Source organism: Streptomyces sp. NPDC048254 (assembly GCF_043201895.1).
In the GTDB taxonomy this organism is placed as follows: Bacteria; Actinomycetota; Actinomycetes; order Streptomycetales; family Streptomycetaceae; genus Streptomyces.
In genome coordinates, this window is sequence record NZ_JBICZJ010000003.1 from 103,243 (window position 1) to 115,779 (window position 12,537).

11 protein-coding genes and 1 pseudogene are annotated in these 12,537 nt (G+C 73.3%); 9 read left to right on the forward strand and 3 right to left on the reverse strand.

The window, feature by feature from the left end; genetic code table 11:
• The first annotated feature begins 127 nt into the window (after positions 1–127).
• The 6 genes and pseudogenes from ACGFZQ_RS10310 (at position 128) to ACGFZQ_RS10335 (ending at position 7,312) form a co-directional block, all read left to right on the forward strand.
• Positions 128–961, forward strand: a complete 834-nt coding sequence (locus ACGFZQ_RS10310) for a M55 family metallopeptidase (protein ID WP_393839958.1) — start codon at positions 128–130, stop codon at positions 959–961.
• Positions 954–2,258: a M20/M25/M40 family metallo-hydrolase gene (locus ACGFZQ_RS10315; RefSeq protein ID WP_393839959.1), complete on the forward strand. Its 1,305-nt coding sequence runs from the start codon at positions 954–956 to the stop codon at positions 2,256–2,258. The genes ACGFZQ_RS10310 and ACGFZQ_RS10315 overlap by 8 nt, the downstream gene beginning before the upstream one ends.
• An 8-nt stretch (positions 2,259–2,266) precedes the next feature.
• On the forward strand, positions 2,267–4,198 hold the full coding sequence (locus ACGFZQ_RS10320; protein WP_393839960.1) for an LpqB family beta-propeller domain-containing protein: 1,932 nt from the start codon (positions 2,267–2,269) through the stop codon (positions 4,196–4,198).
• Positions 4,195–5,118 carry an LD-carboxypeptidase gene (locus tag ACGFZQ_RS10325; protein WP_393839961.1) on the forward strand — a complete coding sequence of 308 codons (924 nt, stop codon included), beginning with the start codon at positions 4,195–4,197 and terminating at the stop codon, positions 5,116–5,118. The genes ACGFZQ_RS10320 and ACGFZQ_RS10325 overlap by 4 nt, the downstream gene beginning before the upstream one ends.
• A gap of 110 nt (positions 5,119–5,228) precedes the next feature.
• Positions 5,229–5,783 carry a GNAT family N-acetyltransferase gene (locus tag ACGFZQ_RS10330; RefSeq protein ID WP_393839962.1) on the forward strand — a complete coding sequence of 185 codons (555 nt, stop codon included), beginning with the start codon at positions 5,229–5,231 and terminating at the stop codon, positions 5,781–5,783.
• A gap of 73 nt (positions 5,784–5,856) precedes the next feature.
• Positions 5,857–7,312: pseudogene (locus ACGFZQ_RS10335) on the forward strand (hypothetical protein).
• Here ACGFZQ_RS10335 and ACGFZQ_RS10340 read toward each other — a convergent pair.
• A complete protein-coding gene (locus ACGFZQ_RS10340; protein ID WP_351730296.1) occupies positions 7,313–7,663 on the reverse strand; it encodes a VOC family protein in 351 nt (116 codons plus the stop codon). It abuts the pseudogene before it with no gap.
• Positions 7,664–7,750: 87 nt separating this feature from the next.
• Between ACGFZQ_RS10340 and ACGFZQ_RS10345 the strand changes: the two genes are divergently transcribed.
• From ACGFZQ_RS10345 to ACGFZQ_RS10355, 3 genes are all read left to right on the forward strand, one after another.
• Positions 7,751–8,212, forward strand: a complete 462-nt coding sequence (locus tag ACGFZQ_RS10345) for a phage holin family protein (protein ID WP_393839963.1) — start codon at positions 7,751–7,753, stop codon at positions 8,210–8,212.
• A gap of 405 nt (positions 8,213–8,617) precedes the next feature.
• A complete protein-coding gene (locus tag ACGFZQ_RS10350; protein WP_393839964.1) occupies positions 8,618–10,465 on the forward strand; it encodes a transketolase in 1,848 nt (615 codons plus the stop codon).
• A gap of 107 nt (positions 10,466–10,572) precedes the next feature.
• Positions 10,573–11,331, forward strand: coding sequence for a GvpL/GvpF family gas vesicle protein (locus tag ACGFZQ_RS10355; protein ID WP_393839965.1), 759 nt, complete (start codon positions 10,573–10,575; stop codon positions 11,329–11,331).
• A 64-nt stretch (positions 11,332–11,395) separates the two neighbouring features.
• Here the strand turns inward: ACGFZQ_RS10355 and ACGFZQ_RS10360 are convergent, their stop codons facing one another.
• Positions 11,396–11,566 carry a hydrophobic protein gene (locus ACGFZQ_RS10360; RefSeq protein ID WP_351730305.1) on the reverse strand — a complete coding sequence of 57 codons (171 nt, stop codon included), beginning with the start codon at positions 11,564–11,566 and terminating at the stop codon, positions 11,396–11,398.
• 41 nt (positions 11,567–11,607) lie between these two features.
• Entirely contained in the window at positions 11,608–12,429 is an 822-nt protein-coding gene (locus tag ACGFZQ_RS10365; protein ID WP_351730307.1) for a methyltransferase domain-containing protein, read from the reverse strand.
• Between the last annotated feature and the right edge of the window lie 108 nt (positions 12,430–12,537).

Consider the following 12,537-nt stretch of genomic DNA (forward strand, 5'->3'; position numbering starts at 1 on the left):
TGCCGGTCCGCCCCTCGGCGTGGTGTCGGCCGAGGGGCGGACGGCTGTGCGGGGCCGGCCGGGTGCGAGGGAGAACGGCGGCACGCTTCCTGGCCGGTGGCCGCCCGGACGCGTAACGTGGCGCACCATGAAGATCCTCATCAGCGCCGACATGGAGGGCGCCACCGGGGTGACCTGGCCCGGCGACGTACTGCCCGGAACGCCGCAGTGGGAGCGGTGCCGGTCGATGTTCACCTCGGACGTCAACGCCGCCGTCCTCGGCTTCCTCGACGGCGGTGCCGACGAGGTCCTCATCAACGAGGCGCACTGGAGCATGCGCAACCTGCTCCTGGAGCAGCTCGACGACCGCGCCGAGATGATCACCGGCCGTCACAAGACCCTCTCCATGGTCGAGGGCGTCCAGCACGGTGACGTCGACGGCATCGCCTTCGTCGGCTACCACACCGGCGCCGGCATGGAGGGCGTCCTCGCCCACACCTACCTCGCCAACTCCATCACCGGCGTCTGGCTCAACGACGTCCGCGCCAGCGAGGGCCTGCTCAACGCCCATGTCGTCGCCGAGTACGGTGTCCCGGTCGTCCTCGTCACCGGCGACGACCTGGCGTGCGAGGACGCCCTCGGCTACGCCCCCGAGGCGCTCAAGGTCGCCGTCAAGGACCATGTGTCGAGGTACGCGGCGGTCTGCCGTACCCCGGCCAGGACCGCCGCGGACATTCGCGCCGCCGCCAAGGACGCGGCCGGGCTGGCCGTGCGGCACGAACCCGTGACCGGCGGGCCGTTCACCGTCGCCCTGGAGTTCGACGCCGAGCACCTCGCCCTCTCCGCCACCGTCGTCCCGGGCGTGGAGCGGACCGGCGAGCGGAAAGTGGCGTACACCGAGGGGACCATGTACGACGGCATCCGCACCTTCAAGGCGGTCACCACGATCGTCTCGGCCGCTGTGGAGGAGCAGTATGGCTGACGAGCAGGCGCTGGACGAGGTGGTCCGGTTCACCTCCGAGCTGATCCGGATCGACACCAGCAACTTCGGCGGCGGCGACTGCCGGGAGCGGCCCGCCGCCGAGTACGCGGCCGAACAGCTGGCGGGAGCGGGTCTGGAGCCGATCCTCCTGGAGCGGACCGAGGGCCGCACCAACGTCGTCGCCCGGATCGAGGGCACCGACCCGTCGGCCGACGCGCTCCTTGTCCACGGTCACCTCGACGTGGTCCCCGCGCAGGCCGCCGACTGGAGCGTCGCCCCGTTCTCCGGGGAGATCCGCGACGGGGTCGTGTGGGGCCGGGGCGCCGTCGACATGAAGAACATGGACGCGATGATCCTGGCCGTGGTGCGGGCCTGGGCCCGGGAGGGGGTGCGGCCCCGCCGGGACATCGTCGTCGCGTTCACCGCCGACGAGGAGGCCAGCGCCGAGGACGGTTCCGGCTTCCTCGCCGACCACCACCCCGAGCTGTTCGAGGGCTGCACCGAGGGCGTCAGCGAGTCGGGCGCCTTCACCTTCCACGACGGCACCGGGCGCCGGCTCTACCCCATCGCCGCGGGCGAGCGCGGCACCGGCTGGCTGAAGCTCACCGCGCGCGGCCGGGCCGGACACGGCTCCAAGGTCAACAAGGAGAACGCGGTCACCCGGCTCGCCGCCGCCGTCACCCGCATCGGCGAACACACCTGGCCGCCCCGGCTCACCCCCACGGTCACCGCCGCCCTCACCGAACTCGCCGCCCTCTACGGCATCGAGCCCGACCTGGACGAGGTCGACCTGCTCCTCGACAAGCTCGGCCCGGCCGCCAAGCTGGTCGAGGCCACCGTCCGCAACAGCGCCAACCCGACCATGCTGAACGCCGGCTACAAGGTCAACGTCATCCCCGGCGAGGCCGTCGCCTTCGTCGACGGACGCCATCTGTACGGCACCGAGGACGAGTTCCGCGCCACCCTGGACCGGCTCACCGGGCCCGACATCGACTGGGAGTTCCTCCACCGCGAGGTCGCCCTCCAGGCGCCGCTCGACTCACCGACGTACGCCCGGATGCGCGCCGCCGTCGAGGAGTTCGCGCCCGAAGGGCATGTGGTGCCGTACTGCATGTCGGGCGGCACCGACGCCAAGCAGTTCTCCCGGCTCGGCATCACGGGCTACGGTTTCACACCGCTCCGGCTGCCCGAGGGCTACGACTACCAGGCCATGTTCCACGGCGTCGACGAACGCGTCCCCGTCGAGGCCCTGCACTTCGGCGTCCGGGTCCTGGACCGCTTCCTGCGCACGGCATAGGAGACATCGTGGAGACGAAGCCGTACGGCTCCTGGCCCTCGCCCATCGACGCGGCCCTGGCCGCCGCGCACGACGGCAGCCCCGAATGGGTGGGCTTCGTCGGCGACGAGACATGGTGGACCGAACCCCGCCCACGGGAGGGCGGGCGCCGGACCCTGGTGCGGGGCGGCACCCGGGAGTCCGTGCTGCCCGCGCCGTGGAACGTCCGCAGCCGGGTCATCGAGTACGGCGGACAGCCCTGGGCCGGTGCGGTGCCCGCCGGTGGCGAACCACTGCTGGTCTTCGTCCACTTCGACGACCAGCGGCTGTACCGGTACGAGCCGGGCACCGAGCCCCGCCCGCTGACCCCGCCCGGACTCCGCTGGGCCGAACCGCGGTTGCTGCTCGACCGTGGCGAAGTGTGGTGCGTTCTTGAGGAGTTCACCGGGGACGGCCCCGGCGATGTCCGGCGGGTGCTCGCCGCCGTACCGCTGGACGGCTCGGCCGCCGAGGACCGGGCCGCCGTACGCGAACTCACCGCCGAACGGCACCGGTTCGTGACCGGGCCGCGTCTCTCGCCCGACGGGCGGCGGGCCGCCTGGCTGGCCTGGGACCATCCGCGGATGCCCTGGGACGGCACGGAGCTGCTGGTCGGCGAGGTCGGCGACGACGGTGTGCTGCACGAGGTCCGCACGGTCGCGGGCGGGCCCGAGGAGTCCATCGCCCAGGTCGAATGGTCGACGGACGACCGCCTGCTGTACGCGAGCGACCGCAGTGGCTGGTGGAACCTCTACCGCGACGGCACCCCCCTGTGCCCGCGCGAGGAGGAGTTCGCCGGGCCGCTCTGGAGGCTCGGCCAGCGCTGGTTCGCACCGCTGGACAACGGGCTGATCGCCGTCGTCCACGGCCGCGGGGCGACCGCTCTCGGGATACTCGACCCGGAGTCCGGTGAACTCGTCGACGCCGCCGGACACTGGACCGAGTTCGCCCCCACCCTCGCGGCGCACGGCACCCGCGTCGTCGCGGTCGGTGCCGGCCCGCGCACCGCGGGTGAGGTGATCGAACTCGACACCGCGAGCGGCCGCGCCCGGGTCGTCGGCACCCCCCACCACGACCCGGTCGACCCCGCCTACTACCCCGAACCGCGGGTCCGCACCTTCACCGGCCCGGACGGCCGCGACGTGCACGCCCACATCTACCCGCCCCACCACCCCGGCCACACCGCCCCCGACGGCGAGCTGCCGCCGTACGTCGTGTGGGCACACGGCGGCCCCACCAGCCGGTCGCCCCTCGTCCTCGACCTGGCGATCGGCTACTTCACCTCCCGGGGCATCGGGGTCGCCGAGGTCAACTACGGCGGCTCCACCGGGTACGGGCGGGAGTACCGCAACCGGCTGCGCGAGCAGTGGGGCGTGGTCGACGTCGAGGACTGCGCGGCCGTCGCCCTCGCCCTCGCCGAGGAGGGCACCGCCGACCGCAAGCGGCTGGCGATCCGGGGCGGCAGCGCCGGCGGCTGGACCGCCGCCGCCTCGCTGACCGGAACCGACGTCTACGCCTGCGGCACCATCTCCTACCCCGTCCTCGACCTCACCAGCTGGGGCACGGGGGAGACCCACGACTTCGAGTCCCAGTACCTGGAGTCGCTGATCGGACCGCTGGCCGAGGTCCCCGAGCGATACGTGGAACGCTCGCCCAGCACGCACGCCGACCGGCTCGCCGCGCCCTTCCTGCTGCTCCAGGGCCTGGACGACGTGATCTGCCCGCCCGCGCAGTGCGAACGCTTCCTCGCCAGCCTCGACGGACGGCGCGTGCCGCACGCCTACCTCACCTTCGCGGGCGAGGGCCACGGCTTCCGCCGCGCCGATACCATGGTTCGCGCCCTGGAGGCCGAACTCGCCCTGTACGCACAGGTGTTCGGGCTGAACGTGCCCGGCATCCCCGAGTTGGAGCTGGTGAAGTGACAGAGCTGGTACGGCCGTCGAGGCTCGCCCCCGGAGATCGGGTCGCTGTGGTGGCGCCGAGCGGTCCGGTGGTGGAGGAGCGGCTCCAGGCAGGCCTCGACATCCTGCGCGGCTGGGATCTCGACCCCGTGCCGGCACCTCATGTGCTCGCCAAGGACGGGAACCTGGGCTACCTCGCGGGCTCCGACGCCGACCGGGCCGCCGACCTCCAGCGGGCCTGGTGCGACCCGTCCGTGTCCGCCGTGCTCTGCGCGCGCGGCGGCTACGGCGCCCAGCGCCTGGTCGACCTGCTCGACTGGGAGGCGATGCGGGCCGCCGGGCCGAAGGCCTTCGTCGGCTTCAGCGACGGGACCGTACTGCACGACGCGTTCGCGACCCGGCTCGGTCTCGCCACCCTGTACGGGCCGGTGGCCGCGGGTGCCGACTTCGTCAAGAGCACCGAGGCGCAGGAGCACCTGCGGGCCACCCTGTTCGCCCCGGAGACGGTCCGCACGATCACCGGCCGGGGCGGCGCGCTGGTGCCCGGCCGGGCCCGGGGCGTCACGGTCGGCGGCTGCCTGCGCCTGCTCGCGACCGGCATCGGCACCCCGCACACCCACCCCGGCGCGCGCGGCGGGCTGCTCCTCCTTGAAGACGTGGGCGAGCAGCCGTACAGCCTCGACCGGAGCATCACGCAACTGCTGCGCTCCGGCCGGCTCGACGGCGTCGCCGGGATCCTGCTCGGGTCCTGGGACCGGTGCGGGCCGTACGACGGCGTGCGGGCTGTGCTCGCCGACCGGCTCGGCGGGCTCGGGGTACCGGTGGTGGAGGAGTTCGGCTTCGGGCACTGCGAGTCGGCCCTGACCATCCCGCTCGGCGTCGCGGCGGAGCTGGACGCCGACGCGGGCACGCTCACGCTGCGGGAACCGGCGCTGCGCTGAGGCCGCACGGCCGGCCGCGCTCGCCGTGCGGGGCGGGGCGCGGGGCGGGGGCGCGGGGCGCGGGGCCGATTTCGTGCAACGCCGTGGCCGGCTTTGCGTAGGGTGGCCGAATGCCGCACATCGCTTCCCGCTATCTCGCCGAGGGCCCTCGCGTGGGCATCCGCCACTTCGGCTACGAGGACGGCGCCGAGTTCATCGCCCGGGCCCGGGAGAGCAAGGACCTCCACCAGCCCTGGCTGTTCCCGCCCACCACGGACGCGGCCTACGCCGGCTACGCGGGCCGGCTGATCGAGGACCGCACCAAGGCCGGGTTCCTGGTGTGCGAGAAGGACGGCGGAGAGCACGGCGGGGCGATCGCCGGGTTCATCAACATCAACAACATCGTCGAGGGCGGCTTCCAGTGCGGTGCCCTCGGTTACGGGGTGTTCGCGCACGCCGCCGGGCGCGGGCTGATGCGGGAGGCGATGGGGCTGGTCGTGGATTACGCCTTCGGGCCGATGCGGCTGCACCGGCTGGAGATCAACGCCCAGCCCGGCAACGCCGCGTCCATCGCGCTCGCGCGCGGCGCCGGGTTCCGCCTGGAGGGCTTCTCGCCGAACATGATCTACATCGACGGGGCCTGGCGGGACCACGAGCGGTGGGCGATCACGGCGGAGATGCGCTGATTCCGGCACTGTCCGGCCTTTGCGGAATCCTGACCGGCAGCTCCCCTGGTCAGCTCGTCCCGCGCCGGGTTCCATGGCGATCGTGACGAGGATCCGACGTGAGGTACTGACCCTGCCCGCGGCGGAGTTGGGCCCGGACAACCCGCTGCCCCAGCTCCGCCCCCTCGACGAGCTCCACCGCGTCGACGAGCGCGAACGGGACGAATTCCCCGCCGACACGGCCCGGCAGCTCGGCTACGAGCCGCTCCGCGGCGTCCGTTGGGCCCGAACGCCGGCTGCGCCGGACGCCCGTCCCGTCGTACGACACCCAACACCCCTACGCCACCGACTACTTCTACGACATACCGGACGGCCGGCGCCGCTGGATCGCCGCGCTGGACGCGGACGGGCACGGGCTGGTGCAGACCTCGACCGACGAACTGCGCGGCCGGAAGCTGTTCGTGTGGGGCTCGGGTCCCGGTGGCCGGCGCTGGCAGGAATGGCTCGGCGGACCCGGCACCGGCGGCTACCGCGAGATCCAGGCCGGGCTCGCCCGCACCCAGCTGGAGCACGTCCGGCTGGAGCCGGAGAGCGAGGTCTCCTGGCTGGAGGCGTACGGGCCGCTGTCCGCCTCGCCGGAACCGGAGCCGGAGCCCGCGGCGGTGGCGGAGCGGCTGGAGGAGGCTCTGCCCCGCACCGCGGTCGACGCCGCGTACGCGGCCTGGCAGCCCTGCGCCGACACCGCGCCCGGCGAGATCCTCGCCACCGGCTCCGGCTGGGGCGCCCTCGAAGTCCTGCGCACGGACTGGAAGCTGCCCGGCACGCCGTTCGCCGAGTCGACGCTGGGCGAGGAGCAGGCGCCCTGGGTGGAACTGCTGCACACCGGCACGCTGCCCGAACCCCGCCGGGTCCGGCCGCCGGGACCCACCCTGGTCGCGCCGGTCTGGCGGGACATGCTGGAGACGGCCCCCGTGACCCCGCACACCGAGTACCACCTCGGCGTCGCCCAGTGGCACGCCGGCGACCGCGCCCAGGCCGCCCGCAGCTGGGAGCGGGCCCTCCCGCTCGCGCCGTCCCTGTGGCCGCTGCTGCGCTGTCTCGCCGTCGCCGACCAGGAGTACGGGCATCACGAGCGGGCCGCCGAGAGGTACGCCGACGCCTTCGACGACCTGTGCCGCGAGCTCCCCCACTGCCTGAACGGCGTGGGAGGTACCCCCACCGACGACGGCGAGGCCTGGACGGCGGCCGCCGCCGCGCTGGGCCGTGAGGCCCTCGAAGCGCTGCTGCGGGTACGGCGGGTCGCGGACGCCCGTACTGTCTGGGAGGCGCTGCCGCCGGCCACCCGGGAACGCGGCCGGTTCCGGCTCCTGGCGGCCGAGCTGCTGCTCGCCGAGGGGCGCCGGGAAGCGGCCCGGGCCGTGTTCGAGGACGGGTTCGAGGTCGCGGACCTGCGGGAAGGGGACGATGCCGTCGGCAGGTTGTGGGAGCGGCTCGGTGACGAGCCGCTGCCTGGTCGGTACGACTTCCGGATGCGGCCGCGGAACCCCTGATCAGGCCGGGTGCTGATCGACGTACTCGAACACCGAGCCGTCCGGGTGCATCGCGAGCAGGTTGCGGCCGGCGGGGGTGGGCACCGGCCCCGCGAGGATGTGGGCGCCGAGGTCGTCCAGCAACCGGTGGGCCGCGTCGACGTCCTGCACCGCGATCGTCGCGGTCACCTTGCGCAGCACCTCCAGCTCCGCCTCCGGGCCGCTCATCAGGAGGAAGGAGCCGACCGCGGCGACCTGGACGCCCCCGCGTTCGAAGCGGAGGGCTCTGCCGCCGGAGAGGCGTTCGTAGAACGGTATCGCGGTTTCGAGGTCGTCGACGCAGATGCGCAGGGAGGCGCCCAGAATCTCCATGCGACGAGCCTAGTTGGCAGCGGACGGGAAGAGGCCACCTCCGGTGATCTCCTGTTACGGCTTTTCGCGTCCGGGTACCCGGCCCGCATGGCACATCTGGATCATCTCGAACATCTGGACAAGGACCTCGTCGACGAACTGGCGCAGGTCGCCCGCGAGACCGTACGGGATGAGCTGCGCGAGCAGGGCCGGAAACGGCGACGGGCCGCCCTGCTGTACGGCGCCTCCGGTGCGGTCGCCTGTTACGCCGGGGCGGCGGTGGCGGCGGCCGTGGGCCTGGCGCTGGCGATCGTGCTGCCGGGGTGGGCCGCGGCGCTGGTCACCGCGGTGATCCTGGGCGCGGTCGCCGGTCTGCTGCGGGAGGCCGGCCGGCCCAGCAGGCCGCACGCTCCCCACCCGGCCATCGGCGGGCCTGCGCCCGCAGGGCCGCCCGGCGGGCCGGAACTCGCGTATCCGCCGATGCCTTCCAGGCCGCCGGTCCCGCCCGTCACTCCGGTCACGCCCCTGACGCCCGAATCCGGCCAGGAGGCGCCGCACCCTCGATCGTGAGGCGGACACCGGCCGTGCCGTCGGCCGCCCGTGCGGGTGCGGCCGGTCGCGCGGTTCCGCGCACCCCGGGCGGAGACGTCTTCGGCGGGCGGCGTTTGGCCGACCCGCCTACGGTTACGTGGGAAGCCTCGGAACCCAGACGCATGCCCGGAGGCGCACCGTGAGCCGTCGACCCCGGACCGTGACCGTCGGCGCCGGTTTCGCCGGGTGCCGCGCCGCCCCCGTCCTCGCGCGGCCGGCCCGGCACCGTGCCGCCGTCACTCCGCCCGCCCCCCACCGACCACTTTCCGTGTCCGCCCTCGTCGAGCCTCGTACCGTCCTGGCCGGGGCCGCTGGGCACGGACTCGCAGGCAGCTGCTTGAAGGCCTCCGGAACCGCTACGGACACTCCCTCCGAAGGAGTCTCATGAACACCGCCGAACTCGTCGAACTCGCCCAGCAGTTGCGCGTGGACAGCGTGCGGGCGGCGGCCGCGGCCGAGTCCGGGCATCCGACCTCGTCGATGTCCGCCGCCGATCTGATGGCCGTCCTGCTCGCCCGCCATCTGCGCTACGACTTCGACCGGCCCGCCCACCCCGGCAACGACCGTCTCATCCTCTCCAAGGGCCACGCCTCGCCCCTGCTGTACGCCGCCTACAAGGCGGCCGGCGCCATCGACGACGCCGAACTGCTCACCTTCCGCAAGCTCGGCTCTCATCTGGAGGGGCACCCCACCCCGCGTCGGCTGCCCTGGGTGGAGACCGCCACCGGCTCCCTCGGCCAGGGTCTGCCGGTCGGCGTCGGCATCGCGCTGTCCGGGAAGCGGCTGGAGCACGGCCGGTACCGGACCTGGGTGCTGTGCGGGGACAGCGAGCTGGCCGAGGGATCCGTGTGGGAAGCCGCCGAACACGCCGGGTACGAGCATCTCGACAACCTCACCGCGATCGTCGACGTCAACCGGCTCGGCCAGCGCGGCCCCACCCGGCACGGCCACGACCTGGACGCCTACGCCCGCCGCTTCCAGGCGTTCGGCTGGCACACCGTACAGATCGACGGCCATGACGTGGACGCCGTCGACCGCGCCTGCGCCGAGGCCGCGGCCACCGCCGGACAGCCCACCGTGATCCTCGCCCGCACCCGCAAGGGCCGGGGCGTCGCCGCCGTCGAGGACCGCGAGGGCATGCACGGCAAGCCGCTGCCGGACCCCGAGGAGGCCGTCGCCGAACTGGGCGGCGTCCGGGACGTCCGCGTCCATGTGAAGGAGCCTCCGGCGGCCCGTGCCCTGCACTCCGTGCCCACCGGCGCGCTCGAACTCCCGCGCTACGACAAGGGGGACGAGGTCCCCACCCGTGACGCCTTCGGCAAGGCGCTGGTCGCGCTCGGCACCGCCCGCGCCGACATCGTCGCGCTGGACGGCGAGGTCGGCGACTCCACCCGTACCGAGCTCTTCGGCAAGGAACACCCCGACCGCTACTTCGAGTTCTACATCGCGGAACAGCAACTCGTCGCGGGTGCAGTCGGGATGGCCACGCGCGGCTGGGTGCCGTACGCCGTCACCTTCGCCGCCTTCCTCAGCCGGGCCCACGACTTCGTCCGCATGGCCTCGATCAGCGGCAGCGGGATCAACCTGGTCGGCTCGCACGCCGGTGTCGCGATCGGGCAGGACGGGCCCTCCCAGATGGGCCTGGAGGACCTGGCGATGTTCCGCTCCCTGTACGGCTCGACCGTGCTGTACCCCTGCGACGCCAACCAGACCGCCAAGCTCGTCGCGGCCATGGCCGGGCTGGACGGCATCCGCTATCTGCGCACCTCGCGCGGTGCGAGCCCGGTGATCTACGGGCCGGACGAGGAGTTCCCGGTGGGCGGCAGCAAGGTGCTGCGCTCCTCCGACGCGGACCGGCTGACCGTGGTCGCCGCCGGCGTCACCCTGCACGAGGCGCTGAAGGCCGCCGACGCGCTCGCCGAGGACGGCATCCGGATCCGGGTGGTCGACCTGTACTCCGTCAAGCCCGTCGACCAGGTGACCCTGCGCCGGGCCGCCGAGGAGACCGGCTGCCTGGTCACCGTCGAGGACCATCACGAGGAGGGCGGGCTCGGCGACGCGGTCGCCGAGGCGTTCGCCGACGGCCGGCCGGTACCGCGCCTGGTGCGGCTCGCCGTACGGACCATGCCGGGCTCGGCCGCGCCCGACCAGCAGCTGCACGCGGCGGGCATCGACGCCGAGGCGATCGCGGCGGCCGGCCGCCTGCTGGTCGAGGAAGCGATCGTGCGATGAGCGGCGGCGACGGTGACGAGGTGGTCGTGCGATGAGCGGCGACCGGGCGCGGAGCCGGTGGTGGCCCTGGCGGCCGGACGACGCGGACCGTGGCAGGAGGAGGACCCATGAGCGGACAGGCCGGACTCCGGTATGTGTACGCAGTCTGCCGCCCCTTCGAGGCGGCCCTGCAGGCCCAGCTCACCGGCGTGGCCGGTGTCCCGCCCGGGCTGCTCAGGCACCACGGGCTGGTCGCCGTCGTCAGCACGGTCCCGGAGGGTGACTTCGCGGCGGCGCCCCTGCGGGAACATCTGGCGGACCCGGACTGGCTGGCCGCGACCGCCCGCGCCCATCAGGGCGTGGTCGACGCGCTCACCACGGTCACCACCCCGCTGCCGCTGGGGGTGGCCACGGTCTTCCGGGACGACAGCGGCGTACGGACCATGATGGAGGCCCGCGAGGCCGACTTCCTGCACACCCTCGACCGGCTCGACGGCCGGGTCGAGTGGGGCGTCATGCTGTACGCCGACCCGTCCGAGAAGGAGCCGGCGCGCGCCGGGGAATTCGCCCGCACCCTGCACGAGCGGCTTTCCCGGTACGCCGAGGATTCCCGGATGCACCCGCCACCGAAAGCGTCGCGTACCGGAGCGCCGGAACGGAATCTGTTCTGCGCCGCCTATCTGGTGGCGCGCGCGAATTGCGAGGAATTCGTGGAACTGGTGGACCGTACGAAGGGCGAGACGCCGGGAATACGGGTGGAACTCGCCGGCCCGTGGGCGGCCTACTCGTTCACCGAGGAGATCGCCCTGCAGGAGCATCCCGATCTGCTGGACCTCTGCACGCGGCCTGACTCCGGGACGGCGACGGGCAGCGGCCCGAGGGCCTGAATCCGGGCCTCGGGCCGCTGGGGCCGCTGTTGCCGCGCGAGTGAACCGGCCGCCGGAGGCGGCTCTACCACCTGTACCAGCGGCCCCTGCCACCGGTGCCGGTCGTGCCGCGTACCAGGAATCCGAGAAGCCACAGCACGAGCACGACGAGCGCGATCCACCAGAGCAGTTTCACCGCGAATCCGGCACCGAAAAGTATCAGCACCAGAAGCAGTACCAGCAGAATGGGAACCATAGTCTGACCTCCTGCGATCCGGGTTTCCCGAACAGCGCGGATCAGACTTGCTTACGGCAGAGAATTTCTCCGTGCAGGACGGCGAACCAGCCGTCGTCCGATGCCGCCCATTCCCGCCAGGCCGCCGCGATCGCCCGCAGTTCCGCGGTGGTCGCGTGACCACCCTCCGTGGCCCGCTCGGCGTACGACGAGGCGACCGTACGGTCCGCCCACAGCCCGCCCCACCACGCCCGCTCCTCGGCCGTGCTGTACGTCCAGGTGCCGGAGGTGGCGGTGATGTCGGTCAGTCCCGCGGCCAGCGCCCACGACTTCAGCCGCCGCCCGGCGTCCGGCTCGCCCCCGTTGGCCCTGGCCACCCGCCGGTACAGCGCCAGCCAGTCGTCCAGGCCCGGCACCGCCGGGTACCAGGTCATCGCCGCGTAGTCCGAGTCCCGTACGGCGATGAAACCGCCGGGCTTGGTGACCCGGCGCATCTCGCGCAGCGCCTGCACCGGGTCACCCACGTGCTGGAGCACCTGGTGGGCGTGGACCACGCAGAAGGTGTCGTCCGGGTAGTCCAGCGCGTGCACGTCGGCGACCGTGAAGTCCACGTTCGTCAGCCCGCGTCCGGCGGCGGTCTCCCGGGCCTGCTCCAGGATGCCCGGCGCGTGGTCGGCGCCGGTGACCCGGCCGTCGGGGACCAGTTCCGCCAGGTCGGCGGTGATGGTGCCGGGGCCGCAGCCGATGTCCAGGATCCGCATGTGGGGCTTCAGTGAACCGAGGAGATAGGCCGCGGAGTTGGCGGCGGTGCGCCAGGTGTGGGACCGCAGCACCGACTCGTGGTGCCCGTGCGTGTAGACGGCGGTCTCCTGCGGTTTCGACATGGCTCAGCCCCTTCGCTTCACACCAGGCGGACGGGGCCGGACGACCCCGTCCCGCGGTATCCGCAACGCTACGCCCGCATGCCGAATGATGAGACCCGTGTTTTACGA

Coding starts and splice junctions, on each gene's coding strand:
- ACGFZQ_RS10355 (WP_393839965.1), top strand. CDS start 10,573: ATGAGCGGACAGGCCGGACTCCGGTATGTGTACGCAGTCTGCCGCCCC.
- ACGFZQ_RS10310 (WP_393839958.1), top strand. CDS start 128: ATGAAGATCCTCATCAGCGCCGACATGGAGGGCGCCACCGGGGTGACC.
- ACGFZQ_RS10315 (WP_393839959.1), top strand. CDS start 954: ATGGCTGACGAGCAGGCGCTGGACGAGGTGGTCCGGTTCACCTCCGAG.
- ACGFZQ_RS10360 (WP_351730305.1), bottom strand. CDS start 11,566: ATGGTTCCCATTCTGCTGGTACTGCTTCTGGTGCTGATACTTTTCGGT.
- ACGFZQ_RS10330 (WP_393839962.1), top strand. CDS start 5,229: ATGCCGCACATCGCTTCCCGCTATCTCGCCGAGGGCCCTCGCGTGGGC.
- ACGFZQ_RS10340 (WP_351730296.1), bottom strand. CDS start 7,663: ATGGAGATTCTGGGCGCCTCCCTGCGCATCTGCGTCGACGACCTCGAA.
- ACGFZQ_RS10345 (WP_393839963.1), top strand. CDS start 7,751: ATGGCACATCTGGATCATCTCGAACATCTGGACAAGGACCTCGTCGAC.
- ACGFZQ_RS10350 (WP_393839964.1), top strand. CDS start 8,618: ATGAACACCGCCGAACTCGTCGAACTCGCCCAGCAGTTGCGCGTGGAC.
- ACGFZQ_RS10365 (WP_351730307.1), bottom strand. CDS start 12,429: ATGTCGAAACCGCAGGAGACCGCCGTCTACACGCACGGGCACCACGAG.